This is a genomic window from Mesorhizobium sp. YR577, assembly GCF_900116595.1.
Lineage (GTDB): Bacteria > Pseudomonadota > Alphaproteobacteria > Rhizobiales > Rhizobiaceae > Mesorhizobium_M.
The window spans coordinates 77038-102124 of the sequence record NZ_FPBI01000019.1; the positions used below are offsets into that span (position 1 = coordinate 77038).

The following is a 25087-nucleotide window of genomic DNA, read 5'->3' on the forward strand; positions in this document are numbered from 1 at the left end:
GTTCCGACCCGGGTGGGGTAAATTGCAGAAAATCGGAAACAGCACGGGACGCAATGAGCTCAACACCGCAGAAACTGGACCGGCCGGCTTTCGAGGCCATGCTGGTCGACCTACGCCCCCGGCTGCATCGCTACTGCGCCCGCATGGCGGGTTCCGTGATCGATGGCGAGGATGTCGTGCAGGAGGTGCTTGCGAAGGCGCTTCAGGCGTTCGACGGCAATGTCACGGTCGAGCAGCCGGAGCAGTGGCTGTTTCGCGTCGCCCACAATGCCGCCCATGACTATCTGCGCCGACGCACCCGGGAAAGATCGCGCATGAGCGAGGCCGACATATCGATGATCGAGGATCCATCCGGTGCCGCCGACAGCCGGCATGTCGCCCAGATCGGCCTTCGCACTTTCATGCATCTCTCCGTGCAGCAGCGCAGCGCCGTGATCCTCGTCGACGTGCTCGGCCTCAGCCTGCATGAAGCCTGCGAGGCGACCGGCGCGACGCTTGCCGCAACGAAAGCGGCATTGCATCGCGGGCGGGCACAGCTTCGCCTGCTGGCGCAGGAGCCGGAAGAGGTCGTCAAGCCGACGCTGGGCGCCGACGACGAGCGGCGCCTTCGCCGCTATGTCGACCTGTTCAACGCACGCGACTTCGACGCGGTGCGGGCGCTCGTCGGCGAGGATATTCAGCTTGAAGTCGTCAACCGCACCCGCATGCGCGGCAAGGCGCAGGTGTCGAACTATTACGGCAATTACAGCCGCGCCGACGACTGGGCCCTGTCGCTCGGCTTCGTCGATGGCCGGCCGGCCATCCTCATCCGCGATCCGCAGGCGCCGGACGCCGGCGTGCGCGGCTTCATGCTGCTTGAATGGCTCGGCGAGAACGTCGCGAACATCCGCGATTTCCGCTACGCGACCTATGTTTTGGCCGACGCGGATATCCAGCCGCTTGACGGCTGACCCGTAGCCAGCGCCTGAGTGAGCCATCCAGCCCGGTCCGGCGCTTTTGCGCTAGATGCGCTGGCCGAAAAAATCGCGCTTTGCGGTCTCGTCGACCAGCCGGAGCTTGCCCAGATTGCGCAGCAGACGGCGGGGCCGCTTGAGCGCTTCCCAGCTCAGGAAATATTTGACCAGGATGCCGGGCGCCTTGCTGTGCGAACCCGCATGGGCAACACGGTAGACGGCGCCACGGAACGGCAGCGTTCCCAATGGCGTGCCGCGCTGCGCGAGAATGTCGGCGATGCGGACATGGCTGCCCAGCATCGTCTTGATCCAGTCGAGCGAGGCATCCTCGAAGCTTTCCGGCAGGCCATAGAGATCCGAGCGGACGATCAATGACGTTCCGCAGAGATGGTTGAACTCGTCATATCCCAGCAGCAGTTTGCCGCCATCGTCCCAGATATAGCCGCGGTCGATCGCCCATCCGTTCGCGTTGGGATTCTCCGACGCATATTGGACGATGCCGGCATTCACAAAATCATCGTCGTCGACGATCATGAAGAAGCGGCTGTCGCGCGCGCGCAGCATGCCCATCAGCACCCGGCGCCCCTTGTCGGCGCGGAAGGCGTCGTAGACAGCCTCGATGTCGGCCTTGTCGATTTCGTGAAGATTGTTTGGCGGAAACGTCACGCGCTCCACCTCGAAGCGCTCCGGCAAATCGGGTAGATCGGCGCCCTCATTCGCCACGATGATGCCGCGCCAATCTCCATTGGTCTGGTTCGAGATCGAGGCCATGGTCTGGGTAAGGTTCGCCTTGAGAAGGCTCCAGTCGCGGGCATTGTCCTGATGGCGGACCGGAATGATGAAGGTGACCGTGGTCATCGGATTTCACCTCCGCGGATATCTGTTCGCATGACACACGACCTCATGCGGCGGCTCCGAGCCCGGCCTGACTGCGCGCCCAGGCGATCCCGTCGTCGAGCGATTCCGCCTTATAGGACAGGTCCGTCCCGCCGGAGAAAGCGTTCATGAAACGGCGCACCTTGCCGTAGCTGTTGTCGAGGACGGCATGCGGCCGGCCAAGCAGCAGCGCGCAGATGTGGACATGCAGGCGGTCGGTGACGATCGCCTGCCCCCGCGAAATCTGCCGGATGCCGCGCCGGAAGCGGTTGTGCGCGGCAGCGTTGAGCTTGGCGCCGCGGATCCGCTCGGGATCCAGCGAAACGACTGCCTTCGCTGCACCGAGCGCCTTGGCGATGCGAACGGGGGTGCGGGATTCGCTGATCCAGTCCTCCACCGGGACATCGGGATAGGCGGAAAAATCGTAATTCGAGGCCTTTTCCTGATCCGCCCGCAGCATCGCCAGCACCGGAAATTCGGTTGCAGCCAGCGGCTGGATCGGGCCGATGCCGAACGCCATGTCCGGGCAGAGATGTACGCGGCAATCGAAGTGCTTTTCGGCGAACGCCTTTGATTCCTCGTCGCGCACGAGCAGCACGAAGTTCTTGTGCTTTGCGATCGCCCGCGCCATCCGATCGGAGTGGGCTTGCGACTTGTAATGAATGGACTGCGGCAGTTGCACGACCAGACGGCCGGGCCAGCGCTCCAGGATGCTCTCGCGAAGCTCCTGATGCCCCGACCAGATATCACCGAACGTTCCACCGCCGGTGATGAGAATCGGCCCGGACGGGGCCGCATCGTTCAGCTTCTCGTGTGAGTGGTCCTGCAGCGACGATATGTAGGTAGGCGCCTTGTCGAACCGGGAAGAGAGATAGGCCATCTGACCCAGCCAGATCGCGGAATCGCCGACATTCTTGTAGTCGGGGAAATCGACCATCGCCACCGGCTCGTCGCCGGAGACATAGTCCTTCAGGCAATCGTGGATCATGTCCTGCAATTCGGCGATCAGGACCAGATTTGATTTCGAGGTCATTTTCTCATTCTCCATCTGGCGTGCAAGCCGTGCATGCGGCGGGAAATTGCAGCGTAGCCTTCAAGCGGGGCGAACTCTCGACAGGATTTTGCCAAGGATCTTCTGGATCTCCATCTCGGGGCCGGGCGGTCGCTTCATCAATATCCAGAGCAGCAGGCTCGACCCGCAATACAAAGCGCCCCCCAGCGTCACCAGGAGCGCCAGTTGCTGCACGAGCATCATCTTGTCGGCCGTGTGGCCCAGATAGCGCGCGGCGAGCGTAACGCCTGCCGCCATCACCACGACGCTCGCAAGCGCGCGCACATTCGCCGAGAGTTGTTTCAGCACCGTGACGCCGATGAAGCGCTTGACGAGGATCATGTTGACGAGCGCGTTGAACAGGCCGGTGAACACGCGGCCGATGACGATGCCCGGAAGTCCGTAGAGCAGCAGGCCGATGACCATGATCGGAACCCGGACCAGCAGCATCTGCGTATCGCGGATGAACAGCAGGCGCGTTTCGCCCTTTGCCATGCCCAGCGGCTGCACCAGCGAGCCCAGCGTCTGGAGCGCGAAGACCGAGGCGAGCGACTGGATGACGAACACGATCGGCACCCATTTCTCCCCCAGCGCGAGCCTGACCAGCGGATCGGCGACCACCGCGACCCCAATGCCGGCGGGAAGCGCGATCGCGGCGACAAGTGCCTGCACGCGCTGATAGGCGGCGGCAAGGCGCGGCGGATCGTGGCTGATGCTGGAGAAGCCGGGATAGATCGTCTGCGTCAGCGGCGCGGTCGCTTCGCGCGTCGGCATCATGGCGAGGTTGCTGCCGACCGAATAATAGCCGAGCGCCGTTCCACCGAGCATCTTGCCGACCAGCAGATAATCAAACCGCCAGTTGAGCGTATTGACGATTTGGCCGGCTGTGAGCCACGCAGAGAAGGAAAAGAATTCCCGCATATGCTGGAAGGTGACCCTCGGCCGGAATGGCAGCACGAGATAGGAGACGATGACGTTCGTCGCCTGTGTCACCAGCGTGCCGATCACCAGCGCCCAATAGCTGTGATAGATCATCGCGATTGCAACTGCGGCGATGAAGCCTGTGAATTTCTGCGAGACGCTGAGAACGAATTCCTGCCAGAAGATCAGGTCGCGCTGAAGCAATATCCGGCGCGGATTGATCAGGCCGCCCATGAACATGCTCAGGCCAAGCGCGAGCATGACGCCGGTAAGCCTCGGCTCTTCGAACAGGATCGATGCCGGATAGGCGCAGACCGCAAAAAGCAGGCAAAGCAGCAATCCGCGCGTGGCGTTGAGCGTCCAGGCGGCACTGAAATGCGACTCGTCGGGTGCCTTGTGGCGAATGAGCGCTTCGGTCAGCGATAGTTCGGTGACGGTGCTGACGATCAGCAGCATCGTCGTGCCCAGCGCGACGACGCCGAAATCGGAAGGCGTCAGGTTCCACGCGAGCACGAAAGTGCTCAGCGTCGCCAGCCCGTTCACGATCGCGCGGGACAGGCTCAGCCACATGCTTCCCTTGATTAGCCGGCCGGTGATGCTCGTCATATGGCGATGGTGATCCTGGTTGAGCGCACCGCGAATCCGATCTTAAATCGATTGATCCTCTTCAGATCGACAGTCGTGAAAGCGATGTCCGCCGGTATCAAACCGTACTCCAATCAGGATTGAACGCGGCGGCAATCCGCGCGTCGGGTACTCGTGCACTCAGCTGACGGTGCTTGCCGATCACGTCGCTGATCGCGCTGCAGCAATTTAATTGCCGCTATGCTGCACTGCAATAGGCGCGCGATCACGCTTGATTTCAGGCGTTTTCCATCGGGCCAGTAGAGGCGAGATGAGGACGGCGACCAGCTTGTCGTTGGTCGTCGGCCCGGCCTGGCAGGGCGTCTCGCCATGGTTCCGACGGCGGTCAAAGTGTTTTCAGGCGACAGGTCCACATTGTTGTCATGTAATTGAAAACATGGCCGCATTGCGGGCTGCTCGTCTTCAACAAGTGTGCCGAAACCGGGAATCAAGCGTGCTTTGAAACCAGGATCGACAAGAATTGATCCGGCATTTGAAGAGGCCCCGCGTCCGATTGTCTCAATCTGTTCGGAGCGGGAACTCGGGGCATGAATCCACCAGATGTCTTGCACGCAGCGCACAATGCCGTCGAGACCGGGCTGTGCCATCACGCTTGCCGCAGCTTCCGATCCCAGGCCGTCTCTGATTTCTACACCACGAAGAAATCCGCGTTGGTCGGCGCAAGGCCGGCGCTGAGTGTTGCAAACTGGACCGCTCCGCCGCCGGCATTGCCGTTTGAATCGTAGGTCAGGGCACCGGTGGTTGGATCGTAGATGATGCGGTCGTCGGCATCTTGCGCGGCCGAGCCGATGTGGAAGGCGTCTGCGGCCAATGCGCCGAGCGTGGTAAATGCCGTGAAGATCGCATTCTCAAGGTTGATCGCGTCGTCGAGCACCGAAAAGTCAGTGATGGTGTCGACATTGCTGACGGCATTGAGCGCTGCGTTGAACAGGAAGGTGTCGCTGCCGTCTCCTCCGATCAGCGTGTCGTTGCCGAACCCGCCTGCCAGGGTGTCGTCGCCCGCGCCGCCAGCGAGCGTGTTGATCCCGGTGTTGCCGGTCAGGATGTTGGCAAGGCCGTTGCCGCTGCCGTTCAAATTGCCCGTGCCGGTCAACGTCAGGTTCTCGATGTCGCCCTTGAAGATCGTGGCGTTGGAGAGCGATACCGAATAGCCCGATCTTACCGTGTCGATGCCGCCGGAAGCGACTCCCTGCGAATCGGCAACACTTTCGTCGACGCGGTCATCGATGCTGTCGATGACATAGGTGTCGTTGCCCGACCCTCCGTACAGCTTGTCGCCCTCGGCGCCGCCATCGAGGAGGTCATTGCCGCTGTCGCCGTAAAGCTTGTCGCGGCCGCTGCCGCCGTCGAGCGTGTCGTTGCCGAGGTCGCCGACGAGCCAGTCATTGCCGCCAAGACCTTTGAGGACGTTGGCTTTCTGGTCGCCCGACAGCGAGTCGCCCGAAGCCGATCCGTCGACATTCTCGATGTTGAGCAAAGCGTCGTCAGGACCGTCGCCGTCGTCTGCGCGTCCGGCCCAGAGAGACACCGACACGCCGATGTTGGAATTGCCGTACGTCGCCGTGTCGATGCCGGCGCCGCCGTCAAGCCGGTCGCCGCCGAGGCCACCCTCGAGACTATCGTTTCCGGCCCCGCCATAGAGCTCGTCGTTGCCGTCGCCACCCTTCAGCGTATCGTTGCCGGCTTCGCCGAAGAGACTGTCGTTGCCAGCGCCTCCGGTCAGCGTGTCTTCGCCGTCGCCGCCCCACAGTTGATCGTCGCCGAAGCCGCCGTCGAGAACGTCGGCGCCACCGAGACCGTGGATCACGTCGTTGCCGCCATTGCCGCGCAGCAGGTTGTAGCCGTCATTTCCCGAGAGTTCGTCGTTGTAGAAGGAGCCTTCGACCGCCTCGATGCCGGCCAGCCGGTCATGCGTGGTGCCACCGGCAGCCATCGCGGTACCGGCCACGAGATCGACCGTGATGGCCGCCCCGGAGCGAACATAGTCGGCGGTGTCGAAACCATCGCCACCGCTCAGCTTGTCGCCGTCTGCATCGCCGATCAGCCGGTCCTGACCTGCCCCGCCGACGAGCGTGTCCACGCCGGCATCGCCCCAGAGATCGTCGTCGCCTTCGCCACCCTCCAGCCGGTCGTCGCCATTGCCGCCCTGGATCACGTCATTGCCGTTGAGGCCGACGAGCAGGTCGTTGCCGCCGAACCCCAGGATCTGATCGGGATCGTTGGTGCCGTATAGCGTGTCGTCATTATCGGTGCCGGGAATGTATGCCATGGCGAATATCTCCTCTTGATCTGCGACGCTGTGTGGAGAACCTGGTTGCCTGGGGCTGGCCTTCGGGCCAACGCTGACCGCGAAGTCGCGGATGCTCATGTTCACCACTGTTCCTACACGCGGGGTGTGACAGTTTTTTTGACTGTTCCGTTTCGGCTATTGATGGAGCAGAGCGTCAGGCGCTCAGTCGTCCCCATTCGCGGGCAAGGCTGCTGGCAGCGCGATCGAGCGCTTCCTCTGAAAGGATACCTTTGTTGCGCGCGAAGTTTTCGAACGCCTCGCGCACATCTGCCGCGGTTCTCTCGCCATTGATGGCCTTGCGGCAAACCTCAAGAGCACCGTGATAGTCGAGGTCGGGAATGCCGTTCCATTCGAGCAGGATATCGTAGGCGTCCAATACGGTTTCGACATCGCGGGGAAAGCCAAGGCCGACGAAGATTGACAGCTGCTGGTCGAATTTGTGAGCGATCATGGGCTCGTAACTCCTTGCTTGATGCCGCTGTTTCAGCCGCAGAAGTGGGCGAGACCAAGATTCGCTTCGTCACAAATGAAGAAAGAGCGATGGGTGAACGTGAACACGCAGGCACAGGATTGGGAACAGGAGCCGCTATTCCTCAGGCCAGGCGGCGCGATTTCTCGCGGCCCATTCGGCAATCTTCGGTGAATGAACCGGCAAGGGCCGGATCGCCGGCGAACAGGCGATACTCCGCCTCTGAAATCGCGTAGTAGGCTTCGAATTCAGCCGCCCTGAACGCTTCGCTTATGGGTGTCGAGAGATAGAAGCCTCCGGTCTCGTTATCGATGCCGAGACTGAAAATCTGTGCTCGAAAGACATGGGTATCCGTGAAACGAGGCATGGCGAACGTATATCAACCTACCTGTGGATTCACAGCGTCCAGTGCTTGGCCAGTGTCCGGGGCGTATGCATGTTGCCGTAGAGATAGGCCCAGAATTCGGAACGTCGCTCGCGGGGCACGGTCTTCCAGACCGCATCGACGGCCATGTCGCCACACCAGTAGGCGTAGACGAAAGGCGCGCGCAGGTCGTGGCCGAGGAAGGCCAGCCGCGAGCGCGCCGTGACCTGGTCCTGAAAGCCGCCTGTGGCAACAACCGGCACGATCTCGTCTAGCGACTTGCCTTGCGCGTGCATCATCCAGGCGGCATTGCAACGTAGCGCGCTCCGCAGGCGCTGCAAGGCGATGCCGAGTTCGTCCTCCGGGCCTTCAATCCAGTCGAGGAAGGCAAGGCCATTGTCGGCTATGCCTTCGAACAGCGCGCTGCTGGCCGAACTGGTGACCACCTGCGCACCATCCAGCGGCATGCGGCCTTCAGCCACGTAACGCTCGCGCAGCGCCAGATGCACGAGATGCCCCGGAAACACCTCATGCGTGGCGAGGTGTTTCAGCGCAAACCGGGTGTAGGGAAAATCTAGGTTCATCAGAACCTTGCGGGCCGGATAGTCGCAATAGGCGGAAAACGGGGTGGCGCGCACGCCCTCCGGCTCCATCCACTGGTCGTCCATCGGGTACATGGTCGCGGTCACCCGGTGGCGGGCCTCAAGCGTCAGCTCGCGCATCGTCTCCAGCACCGCCTCGACCGGCACCCGCACCTTCGCCTCCCAGCGCGCCAGGTCTTCCGCCAGCCCGCCGCCGGAAAAGCCCATTTCGTCGAGTTTTTCGCGGATCGTCGTGCGATAGCCATCGAGGACCACATCGCCGATCAACTGCGTGTCGACGCGGATCTGCCGGCGGACACGATCGGCGAAGGAAATTTCTTCCTCACTGAAGGTGGCAATGAGGGCGAGCAGCGAGTCGATCATCTCCGCCAGATAGTCGCGCCTGAGCGCGCTTTCGGCTTCGCTATCAAGCCGCTTCTGCAGGGAGGTGAGGGCCTCGATGGCCTCGCGGTAGTTGCTCAAGGTGCGCGGCTCTACAGGCGCTACCGCCACCGGAATGAGCCCCTCGCGGTCGAGAAAGCCGTCGCTGCGCGGCGTGGCGCGATAGAGTTGATCGATGCCGGCAGTAAGCTCGGCCAGTTCATTGCCCAGTTTCATGAGACCTCCCGAGTCTTGAATGCCGCCGCTATTGGTGGCCGGCGACCGGCTTTGGCTGGTATGGCGCTTCCATCGCGGCGACATCCTCGTCGCTCAGCTTCACCTCCAACGCGGCAATGGCATCGTCGAACTGGTGCAGCTTGGAGATGCCGACGATGGGCGCGGTGATGCCGGGCCGGCTCGCGACCCAGGCGTAGGCGATCTGCGCCGGCGGCCGGCCATGCCGCTCCGCAACCTTGCGGACGGCGGCGATCACCGCCTCGTCCTGCTCCCTCGAGCGATCGTAAAGCGCGCCGGCGGTCTTGTCGGTCTGCGCCCGCGTGGAGCTGGCCGCATCGCCGGTCCGTCCGGCAAGCCGTCCGCGGGCAAGCGGGCTCCATGGGATGACGCCGATACCCTCCGAGCGGCACAGCGGCAGCATTTCGCGCTCTTCCTCGCGATACATCAGATTGTAATGCGGCTGCATCGACACGAAAGGCGCCCAGCCATTGGCGCGCTGCATGCCGAGCGCCTTCATGAACTGCCAGGCATGCATGGACGACGCGCCGAGATAGCGCACCTTGCCCGCACGGACGACGTCGTCGAGCGCATCGAGCGTCTCCTCCAGCGGTGTTTCGTAGTCGAAGCGGTGCAGCTGATAGAGGTCGATATAGTCGGTGCCAAGGCGCTTGAGGCTGCCATCGACGGCCTCGAATATGTGCTTGCGCGACAGGCCGCGGTCGTTGGGGTCCTTGCTCATCGGATTGTAGAGCTTGGTTGCCAGCACGAGCTTGTGGCGCGGCTGGCCGGCCAGCACGCGGCCGACCACCTCTTCGCCTGCGCCCAGCGAATACATGTCGGCCATGTCGAAGAAGTTGATGCCGAGTTCGACCGCCTTGTCGATGATCGGTCGCGATCCGGCTTCGTCCTGCACCCAGGGCGCCCAGTCGGGTGAACCAAAAGTCATGCAGCCCAAAGCCAGGCGCGACACTTTGAGGCCGGTTCGACCTAGGTTGATATATTCCACTAGAACACCCTTCTTGCAGTCATAAGCTCGCCTTCGGCCATAAGGAATTCGTGGCCCATGGCGTCGTTTCAGCCCCAAAAGCCTTATTTCCTCGGGCATAACTGCATAGAATTTCGGCGAATGCAAACCGTGTTCAAAAAAATCCCAGACCCTATTGCGCTCAGAAAATCAGGTGTTACGGTTAAGTGTACTGAACTGGTAGAACACATGTTTCCCATTGACGCCTCCAGTATCGACAAGTCGCTGCCCGTTCCGGTGGGCACGCAGCTCCATGGCCTGCTGAGCTATACGCTTGCCTTTGGCGACATGCCCTACGGCACCAAGCTGCAGTCCGTTCGCCAGCTCGCAGCCGAGCTCGGCATTGCGCCTATGACCGTCAGCCTGGTCTATCAGCAGCTGCGCGACGCCGGCCTGATAGAGATGCGCCAGGGGCTTGGCGCCTTCACCACCCGCGATCCGCGCATGCAGTCGGACGACAAGCTGCCGATCAACGCGCTGCGCAGCGACATCGAGGCGATCATCGCCAAGGCCGAGGCCCTGGGTGTGTCGCCGATGGCGCTGGTCTCGATGATCAACGCCCGCGCGCAGCTGCGTCGTCCAGGTGCCGCTCTTTCGATTGTCTTCGTCTGCATATTCGAGGGTCCGGGGCGCGACTATGTCGAGCAGATCCGCCCCAAGCTGGGTGCCGGCGACACCGTGCAGCTTGTGACGCTCGATAGCCTGAGCAATCCCGGCCCGGAGCGGGAAGCCTGCATCAAGGCCGATCTGGTCCTTACCTTTCTTCATCGCGAGGCAGAGGTGCGATCGCTGGTTGGCGCGGCCAACATACTGAGCCTTCGCTTTATCCCGTCACAGCGCACCCGGCAGAACCTCGCAGGCCTCGATCCGCGCGCCCGCGTTGCCGCGGTCACCCATTTTCAGGAATACATCGCGATCATGCGTCCCAGCGTGCGCGAGTTCGCGCCGCATGTCTCGGATATCCGGGTGACATGGTCGTCCGCGCCGGATTTGCGCGAGATCATCGCCGGTTGCGACACTGTGATCTATGCCTCCGGCGCCGACCATGTCGCCGACCTGGTGCCGACCAATGTGTCCTGTTTCGAATACCGCCACGCGCCCGATCCGGGCGCGCTGGAAAATGCGCTGATCCCGCATCTCGCCGAGCTTCGGCAGATGAAGATCGCGCAGGACGCCGGCTCTCAGCCCGGCGCGCCATCGGCAATGCCAGTCATTGCCTGAAAGCCGTCTCGCAAAACAAAAAAAGGGGAACAAAAAATGAAGAAACTTCTATTGACCACCAGTGCAGTTCTGGCTCTGGCGTTGGCTGCGATCCAGCCGTCGATGGCCCAGGATGGCAAAGCCATCGTCATCGGCACCGACGTCGATGCCGGCACCCTCGATCCGCGTCTTGCCCGCGATACCACGGCCGCCCGCGTCGGCGATCTTATCTATGCCGGTCTGGTCCACATCACGCCGAAGCTCGAGCCGGTGCCGGACCTTGCCGAGAGCTGGGAGAACCCGGATCCGCAGACCTTCATCTTCAAGCTGCGGCCCGATCTCAAATTCTCCGACGGTTCGCCGCTGACCGCCGACGATGTGGTCTTCACCTATACCACCATCATCGATCCGGCCTTCAACGCGCCGCAGCGTGCGCTGTACTCGCCGATCAAGGCCGTCGAAGCCGTCGATCCGCAGACCGTCAAGTTCACGCTGAGCGCGCCCTATGCGCCGCTGCTGAGCTATCTCGACATCGGCATCGTGCCCAAGAAGCTGGTCGAGGGTGGCGCGGACATCGCCCTCAAGCCGGTCGGCGCCGGCCCGATGAAGCTTGCCTCGTGGAACCGCGGCAGCGAGATCGTGCTTGAGGCCAACGAAAATTACTGGCGCGATGCCGGTAAGGTCGAAAAGGCCACCGTCAAGATCATCGGCGACAATTCTGCCCGCGCGCAGGCTTTCGAAGCCGGCGACCTGGACGTCATCCAGTCGCCGCTGTCGCCGCAGGATATCGAGCGTCTCAAGGCCGACGATCGCTTCGGCAATGTCATCACGGCCGGGCTGGGCGTGAACTATCTCAACTTCAACACTAAGGACCCGCTTCTGGCCGACCCCAAGATGCGCCAGGCCTTCTCGATGCTGGTGGACCAGCAGACGATCGTCAACGACATCTATCACGGCGTCGATCAGGTCGCGCATTCGATCATCCTGCCATCGTCCTGGGCCTATTCGGACAAGATTTCGCAGCCCGGTTTCGACGTGCAGGGCGCGGTCGCCCTGTTCAACGAGATGGGCTGGAAGGACAGCAACGGCGACGGCATCCTCGACAAGGACGGCAAGCCGCTGGAGGTGACGCTCTCCACCCACAGCGAAGACCCCAACCGCGTCCAGACCATCGAATTCATGCAGGCGATGTTCCAGCAGGCCGGCGTGAAGGCGGACGCCAAGATCAGCGACTGGCCGTCCTTCTCGACCAATTACGTGCAAAAGAGCCAGCACCAGATCGCGCTGCTCGGCTGGCTCAACATCGTCGATCCCGACCGGCTGATGTTTGCGCAGCTGACGACGGGCGGCTCGACCAACTGGGGCGGCTACTCCAATCCGGAAGTCGACAAGCTTCTCCAGGCTGGGCGCTCGACGCTCGATCAGGCCGGACGCGCCAAATTCTACCAGGATGCAGCAACCATCCTGGCCAATGACCTACCTTACTTCATCGTCTCGGCCCAGGGCTACCAGCTGTTCTACTCGAAGAAGCTGGGCGAGGTGCAGGCGACGCCACGCGGCAACATGCGCGGGCTGATCGGGCTTGCCGATTGAGCGATGACACCCGCGGTCGGCATCAGCCTTGATGCCGACCGGCTTTTCCAGATTCCAGCGAGATCAGCGATGGCCTTTCATCAAGTCCTCAGCCACGAATACTATGCCAAGGTGCATGCGGACATCCGCGGCCGCATGGACGAAGCCGGCATCGACCTGCTGCTGCTCGATTCCAACGACGACGTGATCTACACGACGGGTTTTTCGCACTACACGACCGAGCGCCCCGTCGTCTTTGCCATCACCCGAACCGGCGCGTTCCTGCTGTTGCCCGAACTCGAGCGCAGCCACGCCGCGCATCAGAACATTGCCGCCGAACCGATCGTCTATTTCGAGTTTCCGGGCGTCGACCGACCCTTCAGCGTTCTGGGCCGAGCCTTCCCCGACATGAAAGGCACGGTTGCCTACAGCCACGCCATTTCACTGGCCCGTGTCGGGCAGATCGAGGCGGCCTTTCCCAATGCTGCCCGCGTGATCCCGTCCGACATCGTCCAGAAGATGCGGCTGATCAAATATCCCGACGAGATTGTGCTGCACCGGGAAGCCGCGCGGATTTCCGACGAGATGGTCACTGCAGGCGTCGGCCTCATCGCTGAAGCCATGCATAAGGGTGGCACGCTGCCGAGCGAAATCGAGATCGAATCCTTCGTTTCGCGCCATGCCATGAAGATCATGCATGAGGACCATGCCGATGTGATGCTGGTGCAGGGACTGGCGAGCGGGCTGGTCTATTCCGGCGCACGTTCCGCCTTTCCGCACGGCATGCCCACCGGCAATCCAGTGAAGCGCGGAGAAAGCATCATCCTGTCGCTCGGCTGCCGCGTCGGCGGACGTGCTGCCGAAAGCGAGCGGACCCTGTTCATTGGCGAACCGACCGCACAGCAGCAGGATCACTATGCCGTCGCGTTCGAGGCGCAGCGGATGGCTACCGCCGCACTGATTGCCGGTCACACCTGTGCCTCCGCCGACAATCTGGCACTCGCCTATATCCGCGACAGCGGCATGAGCGACTATCTGCTCCACCGCGTCGGCCACGGCATGGGCGTGATGTTCCACGAGCCGCCATGGGTCGAGGCGGGCGACCAGACCATCCTGACGCCCGGCATGATCACCTCCAGCGAACCGGCGATCTTCGTGCCCGATTTTGCCGGATATCGCATCGCCGACACCGTCCTGATCACCGCGGAAGGGCCAGACTCCATGACCCATTATCCGCGCCGCATCGAAGACGTCGTGATCGGCTGACCGGGATGATCGCCGTCCTTCAACCGACCAACCAAGGGGAGCCGACGACATGATCGCCTATGTAGTCCGCCGGCTGCTGATGCTGATCCCGATGGCCATCGGCATGGTCATCGTCACCTTTGGCCTGCTGCTGCTCATCCCCGGCGACCCGGCAGCCGTTCTCCTGGGACAGGACGCCACGCCGGAGGCCATCGTCAATCTGCGTAATAGCCTGGGCCTGAACGATCCCTGGTATATCCGCCTGTGGGAGTATTTCGTCGCGCTGCTGCATGGCGATATGGGCCGCTCCATCTTCCAGAACCAGCCAGTGTCGGAAATCATCCTCGGCCGCCTCGGTCCGACGATCGAGCTCGCCGTCGTCTCTCTCCTGCTGGCCGCGATCATCGGGCTCACGCTTGGGGTCTATGCCGCCATCCGACAGGGCTCGTGGGTCGACACCGTCACCATGCTTTTCGCCCAGATCGGCGTTTCGATGCCGGTCTACTGGCTTGGCCTGCTGCTGATGCTTCTGTTTGCGGTGAAGCTGGGTTGGCTGCCGGCGATCGGCCGGGGCGTGCCACTGCATGAGGCCTTGTTTGCCGCTTTCAGCGGCCGGCCGCAGGTGCTCTGGGATTCGCTCAGCCACATTGCCTTGCCGGCACTGGCGCTGGCCGCCAATTCGGCTGCCATCATTTCCCGGCTGGTGCGCGCATCGATGCTGGAAGTGCTGCGCGAGGATTTTGTCCGTACCGCCTACGCCAAGGGATTGCGCCGTCACCGTGTCGTCGTCCGCCATGCCCTGCGCAATGCGCTTCTGCCGGTGCTGAGCATCATCGGCCTGCGCTTCGGCGCGCTGCTGGGTGGTGCGGTCCTGACCGAGAGCATCTTCGCCTGGCCGGGGCTCGGCCAGTTGACCATCGCGGCGATATCGCAACGCGACCTGCCGCTCATCCAGGGCATCGTGCTGACCTTCGCCATCATCTTCGCGCTGGTCAATCTGGTGGTCGATCTCCTCTACGCCGCGGTCGATCCGCGCATCCGCCTGAGCTGACCGTCATGCGCATCCCCAAACCCCTCAGGAACACGTCTTTCGTCGTCGGCGCGGTGATCTCGCTCGTCGTCATCCTGTGCGCCGTCTTTGCTCCCTATGTCGCGACCCATGGCGTCGAGCAGATGGACATGCGCAACCGTTTTGCCGGTCCGTCAGTTAATCACTGGCTCGGCACCGACAATTTCGGCCGCGATCTCTGGTCCCGCACCGTTTTCGGCGCGCGCGTGTCGCTGACAATCGCCGTGATCTCGGTGTTCTGTTCGACGCTCATCGGCACGGTGGTCGGGCTGGTCGCCGGCTATTTCGGCGGCTGGGTCGATCAGGTGTTGATGCGCATCACCGATATCTTTCTCGGCTTCCCGGCGATCGTGCTGGCGTTGGCCATTGTCGCGGTGCTCGGCCCCGGCGTGCTGAATGTCTCCATCGCCATCATCGTCGTCGCGTGGACCGAATATGCCCGCGTCGTGCGCTCGACCACGCTGGTGTTGCGCGAGCAGAACTATGTGCAGGCGGCACGCGCACTCGGTGCCAGTCCGGCGCGCATTCTGTTCAGGGAAATCCTGCCCAACGCATTGGGGCCGATCATCGTGCTTGCCTCGCTGGGGCTTGGCACGGCCATCATCGCGGAATCGGCGCTGAGCTTCCTCGGTTTCGGCCTGCCGCCGCCCACGCCGACCTGGGGCTGGACGCTGTCTTACGGCACCAAGTTCATGCGCGATGCGCCCTGGCTCTCCATCATCGCCGGTGCGGCCATCATGATCACCGTGCTCGGTTTCAATCTCCTCGGCGACGGGCTGAGGGACATTCTCGATCCACGCCAGCTTTCGCGTGGCGAGGCAAAGGCCGGCAAGGCCAAATAACACTGAAGGAATAATCGTATGGTCAAGTCGATCAACCAGCTTCGTCCGAAGTTCACCACCCACGCCGACGGCAGCGACGCCGTCCTGTTCATGCACGAACTGGTGGGCGAGCAGGATGGTCCCACCATCGGCATTTCGGCCTCGATCCACGGCAACGAGAACACCGGCTCGCAGGCCATCCTCGAGCTCTTCCGCATCCTCATGGACACGCCGCTCAAGGGCCGCATCCTGCTGCTGCCGGTCGCCAACCCTCACGCCTTTGCCGTCAACGAGCGCTTCTCCACCATCGACAAGGTTGACCTGAACCGCCAGTTCCCCGGCAATCCCAAGGGCACCTACAGCCAGCAACTGGCCCATGCGCTGACCGAGCGGTTTCTCAACGTCATCGACGTCCATATCGACCTTCATTCCGGCACCGACCGCCCGACCGTCGACTATGTCTATATCTGGAATGACGAGAAACTTTCGCGCGCCTTCGGCTCCAAGCTGCTCTATCGCCCGGTCGACAACAAGCAGGGCACCGTGTTCGGCGGCACCACCAAGACCGTGACCATCGACACGCGCAACATCCCGGTTGCCGTGATCGAGCTGGGCGGCGGCATCGTCGACCAGACGCCGTACCTGAAGCGCACGGTCGATGGCGTGCTCAACATGCTGCGCACCGTTGGAGCCATTCCGGGCGACCCGTGGCAGAACCCGAAGCAGATCGTGGTCAACGAACTGGCCGGCATCCGCCCGACCCAGGCAGGCTGGCTCGAACCGCTGGCTCCGGCCAATGGCGAGGTCATCAAGGGCGGCCAGCTGCTCGGCCGCGTCGTCAGCCCATACAGCTTCGAAGTGCTGGAGGAAATCCCGACGCCCTTCGAAAACGGCGTGATGATCATGCAGCATTTGACGCGCAACCTCGTCGCCAGTGGCGACTATGGCTTCATGGTCGGCAATCTCGAAGGCGCGACCGACTGAACCGACGGCAGGCACCGGCATCGCGGCTTTCCGGCTGCGGTGCCCTCGCAGGGAAAAGACAACGATGAGTGCTGCACCCAACGCGACAACAGCGCCGGTCCTCGCGGTCCAGGATCTCGAAATCCGGATTCGCGGGGCGAACGGTTCGTTCGCGGTCGTTTCCGACATGAACTTCTCGGTTCATGCCGGCGAAACGCTGTGCATCGTCGGCGAAAGCGGCTGCGGCAAATCCATGACGGCGCTGTCGCTGCTGCGCCTGCTTCCCGATGCGGCGGAGGTGGCTTCCGGCAAGATCCTGATCGATGGCGTCGATTTCCTGGCAATGGGCCAGCGGCAGGTCGAGGATATGCGCGGTGAGCAGATCGCCATGATCTTCCAGGAGCCGCTGACGGCGCTCAATCCGGTTCTCAGGATCGGCGAGCAGATTGCCGAAGCGGTGCGGCAGCATCGCAACGTTAGCCGCAAACAAGCCTATGAACGCGCCATCGAGGCGCTGCAACTGGTGCAGATGCCCGATCCGCGCCGCAGGGCAGGGCAGTTCCCGCACGAACTGTCGGGTGGCATGCGCCAGCGCGCCATGATCGCCCTGGCTCTGGCCTGCGATCCCAAGATCATCATCGCGGACGAACCCACGACGGCGCTCGACGTCACCATTCAGGCGCAGATATTGGGGCTGATTTCCGACCTCCAGAAGCGCCTCGGCACGGCGCAGATTTTGATCACGCACGATCTCGGCGTGGTTTCCGAAGTCGCCGACCGGGTGATCGTCATGTATGCCGGCCGCAAGGTCGAGGAAGCCAGCATCTACGATCTCTTCGACCAGCCATTTCATCCCTATACGATCGGCCTGATGGGCGCCGTGCCGCGCGCCGGCGCGTCGAGCGAAGAAGGCGACCGCCTCGCCGACATCTCCGGCACCGTGCCGCCGCTGTGGGATTTGCCCAAGGGTTGTGCCTTCGCGCCACGCTGCCCGAATGCCTCTGCGCGCTGTCTCGAAGAACGTCCGCCGTTCGAAGAAAAGCGCCCCGGCCATTGGGCCGCTTGCTGGGAGCACGCCGATGCAGCCTGATAGCGCCCCGCTTCTCAGCGTCGACAATCTCGCCGTCCATTTCCCTATCCGCGCCGGCGTGTTTCAGCGCCAGGTCGGTTCGGTCAAGGCGGTTGACGGTGTCAGCTTCACCCTTGGCCGTGGCGAAACGCTCAGCCTCGTGGGCGAAAGCGGCTGCGGCAAGTCAACGACCGGCCTTGCGCTCATGGGGCTGGTCAAGCCGACCGGCGGAACCGTGCATTTCGATGGCCAGGAGATCAAGAGCTTCGGCCGGGCGGCGCTCAAGAGCTACCGCAAGCGCATGCAGATCGTGTTCCAGGATCCGTTCTCCTCGCTCAACCCGCGCCAGCGTGTCCGCGATATCATCCGCGCCCCGCTCGACATCCACAATGTCGGAACCATGGAGGAGAGGCGCTCCACCGTCACTGAGCTCATGCAGCGGGTGGGCCTGCGTCCCGACCAGGCCGACAATTTCGCGCATCAGTTCTCGGGCGGCCAGCGCCAGCGTATCGGCATCGCCCGCGCGCTTGCGCTCAAGCCTGATATCATCGTCTGCGACGAGCCTGTCTCGGCACTCGACGTGTCCGTTCAGGCGCAGATCCTCAACCTGCTCAGCGATCTGCAACGTGACCTCGGCGTGTCCTATCTCGCCGTGTCGCACGATCTTGGCGTCGTCGAATACATCTCCCACCGCGTGGCGGTGATGTATCTGGGGCGCATCGTCGAGATCGCTCCCAAGAAACGCATCTTTGCAGCGCCGGTCCATCCCTACACCGAACTGCTGATGAGCTCGGCGCCATCGATGGACCCGCGCAAGCGCCACAAGTTCAGCGCCAGCAATGACGACATCCCCAGCGCCACCCGCAAACCCTCCGGCTGCGCCTTCCACACCCGCTGCGCGCTGGCGACGGAAGTCTGCCGCACTGTCGAGCCGGCGCTGACCGAGCGGGAAGGCGGTCAGCTGGTCGCCTGCCACAACAAGTAACCTCAAGCCCTTCGGAATTTGCCATGACGCAGAACACTCTTTTCACCGGCGGCCGCCTTCTCGATCCGGAAGCAGGCGTGCTGCGCGACGGCCTCGATGTACTGGTCACCGGCGACAGGATCGCCGCGGTCGGCTCGTCCATCGACGCACCATCCGACACGACCGAAATCGCCCTTGGCGGCCGCACCATCATGCCGGGGCTGATCGACTGCCACGTCCATGTCGTCGCCGAAACGCTCGACCTCTGGGCCAACATGACGGCACCGTCATCGTTGGCTGCACTGCGCTCGGCGCGCGTGATGAACGAGGCGCTGATGCGCGGCTTCACCACGCTGCGCGATCTCGGTGGCGCCGACTACGGCCTCGTGCGCGCGGTCAATGAAGGGCTGATTGTCGGCCCGCGTCTGGTCATCTGCGGCAAGGGCCTGACCACGACCGGCGGCCATGCCGATCTGCGCACCCGCTCCGACGATCGGCCCGGCCTGTTCTCCGACCGCGTCGGCTCGATGGGGTTGATCGTCGATGGCGTCGACAATGTCCGCGCCGCCTGCCGCACCATGATCAAGGAGGGTGCGAATTTCATCAAGGTCATGGCCAATGGCGGCGTCTCCTCGCCGAACGATCCGATCCATTCCATCCAGTATTCGCGCGACGAAATCCTGGCGATGGTCGAGGAGGCCGATAATGCCGACCTCTATGTCTCGGCGCATGTCTACACCGACAAGTCGATCGGCCGCTGCGTCGAGCTTGGCGTCCATTCGCTCGAGCATTGCAATCTGATCGAGCCCGAGACTGCGCGTCTCGCTGCCGAGAAGGGTTGCATCGCCGTGCCGACACTGGTTGCCTATGACGCGCTGGCGCTGGAAGGCAAGGCGTTGGGCCTGGGCGCTGCCGAGTTCGCCAAGATCGACATCGTGCGCAATGGCGGCCTGCGGTCGCTGGAAATCATGCGCGATGCCGGCCTGCCCATGGCCTTCGGCTCCGACCTGCTCGGCCAGCTGCGCAAATATCACTGCATGGAATTCGAGATTCTCGCCAAAGTGCTGACGCCCGCCGAGATCATTCGCTCTGCAACCGTCATAGGCGCAAGACTCTGTCGCCTGGAAGGAGAGGCCGGCGTCATCGCAACGGGTGCCGCCGCAGACCTGCTGGTGGTCGATGGCGATCCTCTGTCCGACATCAGCCTGCTGCAGGGCGACGGCGCACACATGTCCGTCATCATGGCGCGCGGCCGGATGGCCAAGAATGGGCTGCGAGTCCCGGCTTGACAGGAAGTGCTCTGGCGAACCTCGGAGAGTCAGCGGCCTGCTTCGGGAAGCACTCAACGACCCGAAGCGCAAATCACCTTGGGCTGACGCCAAAGCAATTCAGGAGGCACCGCAGCGAGCACCGAACGGATTTGGCGAACTCCGAATTGAAATCGTAGCGCAGCCAATCGTTCAACATGCCCGATATGAAGCAATGAAACATGGTCGACGCCGACTTGGCGTCCCAGCCGTTCGCCAACTCACCTCTTGATTCGGCCAGTTCGAATGCGCGGTCGAACACAGCCGCCATCGTGTCGTGAAGAGAGCGCTGCCACACGAGGGCCTCCTGCATCTCACCGACATATTCGCAGCGCGTCACAATAATTTGATAGACCTTGCGGGTGTGCTCGTCTTCCTCGAACAGTCTGATAATCTCGAAGGCGCGTTCCTCGATAAAGCCGAGAGGATCGGTCGAGGTTTCTTCGATCTGCGTTTCCAGCAGTGCGCTGTGAAGCGAGCGCACGCGGTCCGTCATCGCGTTGAAAAGCTGCTGTTTGTTGGAGAAATGCCAGTAGATCGCCCCACGCGTCAGCCCGGCCTCATGGGCGATGCGTTCCAGCGAAGCCCGCGACACGCCCATGTCAAGAAACACCGTCTCGGCGGCATCAACAATATGTTGCCGCGTCTCTTCCGACTCCGATTTCGTGCGTCGCATGATTTCGGCCTCCCTTTACATACATTTCTGTTTGTATATATGTTGCACCGCAATATAGCGACCCCTTCCGTTGACCTGGTGCATCATGAAATTGTTGTCCTCCACTGCTCGAACCATAGCCGTCCTGGCTGTCAGCACCAGTCTTCTAACGGCAGTGCCCAATATTTCCTCGGCCCAGCAAGCCGGTGCGCCCCCGCCGCCCTCGGTCGAGGTCACGACCGTTGCCGCGCGGGAGGTGCCGCTCGACTACACCTATGCTGGCCGTGTCTCCGCCTTCCGTGAAGTCGAAGTCCGTGCCCAGGTCGGTGGTATCCTGAAAGAACGCGCCTATGTGGAGGGTGCCCGGGTGAAAGCCGGCGACGTCCTCTTCCGCATCGACCCGGCCAGCTTCGAGGCAGAAGCAGCGCGTGCCTCGGCGCAGTTGCAGACGGCGCAGGCACAGCTTTCCCAGGCCAAGCGTGATCAGCAGCGGGCCTCAGAACTGCTCGATCGCAAGGTGGGTACGCAAAAGACCTTCGATGACGCGAAATCCGCCGTGGAACTGGCGCAGGCCGCCGTCGCGGTGGCGGCTGCCCAGGTGAAGACTGCCCAGATCAATCTCGACCACGCCACGGTGCGGGCGCCCATCGACGGCGTGACCAGCCTCGACGTCGTGCCGGAAGGCAGCCTGATAGGCACCGGCGGCAGCGACAGCCTGCTGACCCGGATCACTCGTCTCGATCCCGTCTACGTCAACTTCTCCTACGCCAGTGAAGATGCAGCCGAGATCCGGCGCATCATCGACCAGAACGGTTTGGATGACGGCAGGCTTTCGGCCTCGATCGTTTTCGGTGACGGCACGGCACTCGACCGCAAGGGCGTGATCGACTTCACCGCGCCGAGCCTTGACACCCAGACAGGAACGATGCGGGTTCGCGCCGTCTTCGACAATCCCGACTCCCGCCTGATCCCGGGCCAGTTCGTCCGCATCAGGATTGGCGGCCTGACGGTGCCTTCGGCCATCGTCGTGCCGGAGGTGGCCGTCATGCAGGGGCCTGACGGCAAGTTCGTCTATACCGTCGACGATAGCCAGACCGCGGCCATGCAGCCGATTACGACAGGCCGGTCCGTCGAGGATGGATGGATCGTCACCGACGGCCTGAAAGCGGGCGACCGCATCGTCACCAGCGGCGTCATCAAGGTGCGTCCCGGCACGCGCGTCGCAGCCACCAAGTCCATACTCCAGACAGCCCAGGCCGAGTAATGAACCATCGTTTCTTCATCGACCGGCCGGTCTTTGCGGCGGTCATATCGATCGTCATCGTGCTTGCCGGCGTTGTCGCCATGCGCGTGCTTCCGATCGCGCAATATCCGGAATTGACGCCGCCGCAGGTGGTGGTGTCGGCGACCTATCCGGGCGCCAGCGCCGAGGTCCTGACGCAAACCGTTGCTGCTCCCCTGGAGGAGCAGATCAACGGCGTCGAAAACATGCTTTACATGCAGTCGGTCAATTCGGGCTCCGGCACGATGCAATTGACCGTAACCTTCGCCACAGGCACGGACGCCGACCAGGCCACCATCAATGTCAACAACCGCGTGCAGCGGGCTGTTTCGTCCCTGCCGCAGGAGGTCCAGCGTCTGGGCGTCTCGGTCAAAAAACAATCGAGTTCGATCCTGGCGGTCATCTCGCTCAATTCATCGAATGCCCAGTATGATTCTGTCTATCTTGCCAACTACGCGCTGCTCAACGTCATCGACGAACTGAAGCGGACACCCGGCATCGGTGATGCGAGCCTGTTCAGCCGCGAGAACTATTCGATGCGCGTTTGGCTGAGGCCGGACAAGCTCGCGCAATACAATCTGACCACCACAGACGTGGCTACGGCCATAAGCGAGCAGAATGCGCAGTATTCGGCCGGTCGCGTCGGTGATCCGCCGACGCAGAACAAGCTCTCCTTCTCCTATGCTGTGACGACCGACGGACGCCTGCCCGATGCGGAAGCATTCGGCAATATCATTCTGCGCGCCGATGAAAATGCCGCCACGCTGCGCCTCAAGGACGTTGCGCGCATAGAGCTTGGCGCCCAGGACTACAGCTTCCGAGCCATACAGGCGGGTAAGCCTACGGTTCCGATCGGCATCTACCTGCAACCGGGCGCCAACGCGCTCAACACGATGGCGGCGGTTGAAGCACGCCTCGACGAATTGGCGACACGGTTTCCCGATGGGGTCACCTACGAAATTCCCTACGACACGACGCTGTTCGTGCAGGAATCCATCAATGAAGTCATAAAGACCTTCATCGAAGCGCTCGTCCTCGTCGTGGTCGTGGTCTTCGTCTTCCTGCAGAACTGGCGGGCAACGCTCATCCCGCTCATCGCCGTCCCGGTCTCCATCCTCGGCACCTTCGCGGGCATGTACCTGCTCGGCTTCTCGATCAACATGCTCACGCTGTTCGGTCTCGTCCTGGCCATCGGCATCGTCGTCGACGACGCCATCGTGGTGCTGGAGAATGTCGAGCGCATCATGACGACCGAGAAGCTTCCACCGCGCGAGGCAGCCATCAAGGCGATGGGCGAAGTGACCGGGCCTGTCATCGCCATCGTCCTGGTGCTGGTCTCCGTCTTCGTGCCAGTTGCGTTCATGGGCGGTCTTGCCGGCGAAATGTATCGCCAGTTCGCCATCACCATCGCCGTCTCGGTGACGCTCTCCGGTGTCGTTGCACTGACACTGACGCCCGCCCTTTGCGCGATCCTGCTCAAGGCGGGCCACCATGAGCCGTGGGCGCCGTTCCGCTGGTTCAACCGCGCTTTCGATGGCCTCACCTCGGCCTACACGGCAGGTGTCCGCTTCTTCCTGAAGCGCGCGCTTCTTGCCCTCACGCTGTTTGCCATCATGGTCGGCGCGATGGCACATCTGTTCAACACGCTGCCCAGTGCGCTGGTGCCGAACGAGGATCAGGGTGTAATCCTTGCCGTCGGCATCCTGCCACCAGCGGCCGCGCTCTCGCGCACCAATGAGGTGATGTCGACTGTCAGCGACAACGTCATGCAGAACCCGGCGGTCGAGAACGTGCTGGCTTTTTCCGGCTACGACCTGCTGGCCGGCTCGCAATCGCCGAGTGCCGGGGCAGCCTTCATCAAGTTGAAGGACTGGTCGGAACGCAAGGCGCCGGAACTCGACGCGCGTGTCTTGCCCGGAGCGGTCATGGGCATGAACGCCGGCATCCAGGACGGCATGGTCCTCGCCTTCAATCCACCGCCGATCCAGGGGCTGAGCACGACCGGCGGCTTTGAGCTATACGTGCAGGACCGGACAGGCGCGGGCCCCCAGGCTCTCATGAACGCGACGCAGCAGGTCGTTGCCGCTGCTGCGGAACATCCCGAACTCGCCAATGTGCGCACGACGATGTCGATGAATGTGCCGCAGTACAAGATCGACGTCGATCGCGAAAAGGCGACCGCGCTCGGCGTGCCGCTCTCGTCGATCTTCTCGACGATGCAGGCGACCTTCGGCAATGTCTATGTCAACGACTTCACGCTCTACGGCCGCAACTTCCAGGTCAAGCTGCAGTCGGAGGCTAACTTCCGCGAAAAGCCCGAGGACCTGAGCCAGATCTTCGTACGCTCGCAAACCAGCAGCGCAATGATCCCGCTCGACAGCCTGGTAGAGGTCAAGCGCGTGATCGGTCCTGATCTTCTCGAGCGCTTCAACAACTTCCCGGCCGCCAAGATCATGGGCGATCCTGCCCCCGGCTATTCGTCGGGTCAGGCATTGCAGGCGATCCAGAAGGTCGCGGCCACTGCCCTGCCGGAAGGCTACACCGTTGCCTGGACCGGCACGGCCTATCAGGAGATCGAGACCGGCGGCACCGGCATGCAGGCGCTCCTCTTCGGCATCGTCATGGTGTTCCTGATCCTTGCCGCCCAGTATGAGCGCTGGTCGCTTCCGCTTGCCGTCATCCTTGCGGTGCCGTTCGCATTGTTCGGAGCATTGGTGGCAATCTGGCTGCGGGGCTTAAGCAACGACGTCTACTTCCAGATCGGCCTTGTTACGCTCATCGGCCTCGCGGCGAAAAACGCCATCCTGATCGTCGAGTTCGCGGTGCTGAAGCGGCAGGAAGGTCTCAGTGCCTTCGACGCCGCGATCGAGGCTGCGCGCTTGCGTTTCCGTCCGATCATCATGACCTCGCTTGCCTTCATCCTGGGCGTGCTGCCGCTGGCGATCAGCACCGGCGCGGGGTCGGCCAGCCGTCACTCGATCGGCACCGGCGTCATCGGCGGAATGCTCGCGGCAACGTTCCTTGCCATCTTCCTCATTCCGCTGTTCTTCAAGCTGATCGGCGGCCGGGACAAGAAGGGGGTTGTCGCACCGCAGCCAGTCGGCGGCGGGCATGAGGTGGGGGCAAGCATCCAATGACCGGGCGCGGG

General features: G+C 62.6%; 21 protein-coding genes. 12 read left to right on the plus strand and 9 right to left on the minus strand.

The annotated features are described in order from the left end of the window. The first annotated feature begins 53 nt into the window (after positions 1–53). Positions 54–950, plus strand: coding sequence for a sigma-70 family RNA polymerase sigma factor (locus BM413_RS24190; protein ID WP_091917417.1), 897 nt, complete (start codon positions 54–56; stop codon positions 948–950). A 51-nt stretch (positions 951–1001) separates the two neighbouring features. Here the strand turns inward: BM413_RS24190 and BM413_RS24195 are convergent, their stop codons facing one another. The 8 genes from BM413_RS24195 to BM413_RS24230 form a co-directional block, all read right to left on the minus strand. Then, on the minus strand, positions 1002–1811 hold the full coding sequence (locus BM413_RS24195; protein ID WP_091917418.1) for a galactosyl transferase: 810 nt from the start codon (positions 1809–1811) through the stop codon (positions 1002–1004). Between the two features lie 43 nt (positions 1812–1854). Continuing rightward, positions 1855–2862 carry a polysaccharide pyruvyl transferase family protein gene (locus BM413_RS24200; RefSeq protein ID WP_091917419.1) on the minus strand — a complete coding sequence of 336 codons (1008 nt, stop codon included), beginning with the start codon at positions 2860–2862 and terminating at the stop codon, positions 1855–1857. A 60-nt stretch (positions 2863–2922) separates the two neighbouring features. Next, the gene (locus tag BM413_RS24205) at positions 2923–4407 is read right to left on the minus strand and encodes a lipopolysaccharide biosynthesis protein (protein WP_091917420.1); all 1485 of its coding nucleotides are present in this window, start codon (positions 4405–4407) and stop codon (positions 2923–2925) included. Between the two features lie 667 nt (positions 4408–5074). Continuing rightward, positions 5075–6715: a calcium-binding protein gene (locus tag BM413_RS34045; RefSeq protein ID WP_175544420.1), complete on the minus strand. Its 1641-nt coding sequence runs from the start codon at positions 6713–6715 to the stop codon at positions 5075–5077. 175 nt (positions 6716–6890) lie between these two features. Beyond that, the gene (locus BM413_RS24215) at positions 6891–7187 is read right to left on the minus strand and encodes a DUF982 domain-containing protein (protein ID WP_091917422.1); all 297 of its coding nucleotides are present in this window, start codon (positions 7185–7187) and stop codon (positions 6891–6893) included. Between the two features lie 142 nt (positions 7188–7329). Then, positions 7330–7572 (minus strand): hypothetical protein, encoded by a 243-nt coding sequence (locus tag BM413_RS24220; protein ID WP_091917423.1) that lies wholly within the window; start codon positions 7570–7572, stop codon positions 7330–7332. A gap of 29 nt (positions 7573–7601) precedes the next feature. Then, entirely contained in the window at positions 7602–8768 is a 1167-nt protein-coding gene (locus tag BM413_RS24225) for a hypothetical protein (RefSeq protein WP_091917424.1), read from the minus strand. 28 nt (positions 8769–8796) lie between these two features. Beyond that, positions 8797–9774, minus strand: a complete 978-nt coding sequence (locus BM413_RS24230) for an aldo/keto reductase (RefSeq protein WP_091917425.1) — start codon at positions 9772–9774, stop codon at positions 8797–8799. Positions 9775–9981: 207 nt separating this feature from the next. Here BM413_RS24230 and BM413_RS24235 point away from each other — a divergent pair, with 207 nt between their 5' ends. The 9 genes from BM413_RS24235 to BM413_RS24275 all read left to right on the plus strand — a co-directional run bounded on the left by BM413_RS24235 (position 9982) and on the right by BM413_RS24275 (position 19984). Continuing rightward, entirely contained in the window at positions 9982–11013 is a 1032-nt protein-coding gene (locus BM413_RS24235; RefSeq protein ID WP_091917426.1) for a GntR family transcriptional regulator, read from the plus strand. Between the two features lie 36 nt (positions 11014–11049). Beyond that, a complete protein-coding gene (locus BM413_RS24240) occupies positions 11050–12585 on the plus strand; it encodes an ABC transporter substrate-binding protein (RefSeq protein ID WP_091917427.1) in 1536 nt (511 codons plus the stop codon). Positions 12586–12654: 69 nt separating this feature from the next. Next, positions 12655–13830 (plus strand): M24 family metallopeptidase, encoded by a 1176-nt coding sequence (locus BM413_RS24245; protein WP_091917454.1) that lies wholly within the window; start codon positions 12655–12657, stop codon positions 13828–13830. 49 nt (positions 13831–13879) lie between these two features. Continuing rightward, on the plus strand, positions 13880–14860 hold the full coding sequence (locus BM413_RS24250; RefSeq protein ID WP_091917428.1) for an ABC transporter permease: 981 nt from the start codon (positions 13880–13882) through the stop codon (positions 14858–14860). A gap of 5 nt (positions 14861–14865) precedes the next feature. Then, positions 14866–15720 (plus strand): nickel transporter permease, encoded by an 855-nt coding sequence (nikC, locus tag BM413_RS24255; RefSeq protein ID WP_091917429.1) that lies wholly within the window; start codon positions 14866–14868, stop codon positions 15718–15720. A gap of 18 nt (positions 15721–15738) precedes the next feature. Continuing rightward, complete coding sequence (locus tag BM413_RS24260; protein WP_091917430.1) at positions 15739–16683, plus strand: succinylglutamate desuccinylase/aspartoacylase family protein; 945 nt, start codon at positions 15739–15741, stop codon at positions 16681–16683. 64 nt (positions 16684–16747) lie between these two features. Beyond that, positions 16748–17752: an ABC transporter ATP-binding protein gene (locus tag BM413_RS24265; protein WP_091917431.1), complete on the plus strand. Its 1005-nt coding sequence runs from the start codon at positions 16748–16750 to the stop codon at positions 17750–17752. Next, a complete protein-coding gene (locus BM413_RS24270; protein WP_091917432.1) occupies positions 17742–18716 on the plus strand; it encodes an ABC transporter ATP-binding protein in 975 nt (324 codons plus the stop codon). Before BM413_RS24265 ends, BM413_RS24270 begins: the two co-directional genes overlap by 11 nt. Positions 18717–18739: 23 nt before the next feature. Beyond that, a complete protein-coding gene (locus BM413_RS24275) occupies positions 18740–19984 on the plus strand; it encodes a metal-dependent hydrolase family protein (RefSeq protein WP_091917433.1) in 1245 nt (414 codons plus the stop codon). Positions 19985–20057: 73 nt separating this feature from the next. Here the strand turns inward: BM413_RS24275 and BM413_RS24280 are convergent, their stop codons facing one another. Further along, positions 20058–20678, minus strand: a complete 621-nt coding sequence (locus BM413_RS24280) for a TetR family transcriptional regulator (protein ID WP_091917434.1) — start codon at positions 20676–20678, stop codon at positions 20058–20060. Between the two features lie 85 nt (positions 20679–20763). Between BM413_RS24280 and BM413_RS24285 the strand changes: the two genes are divergently transcribed. Together BM413_RS24285 and BM413_RS24290 are read left to right on the plus strand one after the other, a co-directional pair. After that, complete coding sequence (locus BM413_RS24285; RefSeq protein WP_091917435.1) at positions 20764–21921, plus strand: efflux RND transporter periplasmic adaptor subunit; 1158 nt, start codon at positions 20764–20766, stop codon at positions 21919–21921. Next, positions 21921–25076: an efflux RND transporter permease subunit gene (locus BM413_RS24290; protein ID WP_091917436.1), complete on the plus strand. Its 3156-nt coding sequence runs from the start codon at positions 21921–21923 to the stop codon at positions 25074–25076. Before BM413_RS24285 ends, BM413_RS24290 begins: the two co-directional genes overlap by 1 nt. Positions 25077–25087: the final 11 nt, after the last annotated feature.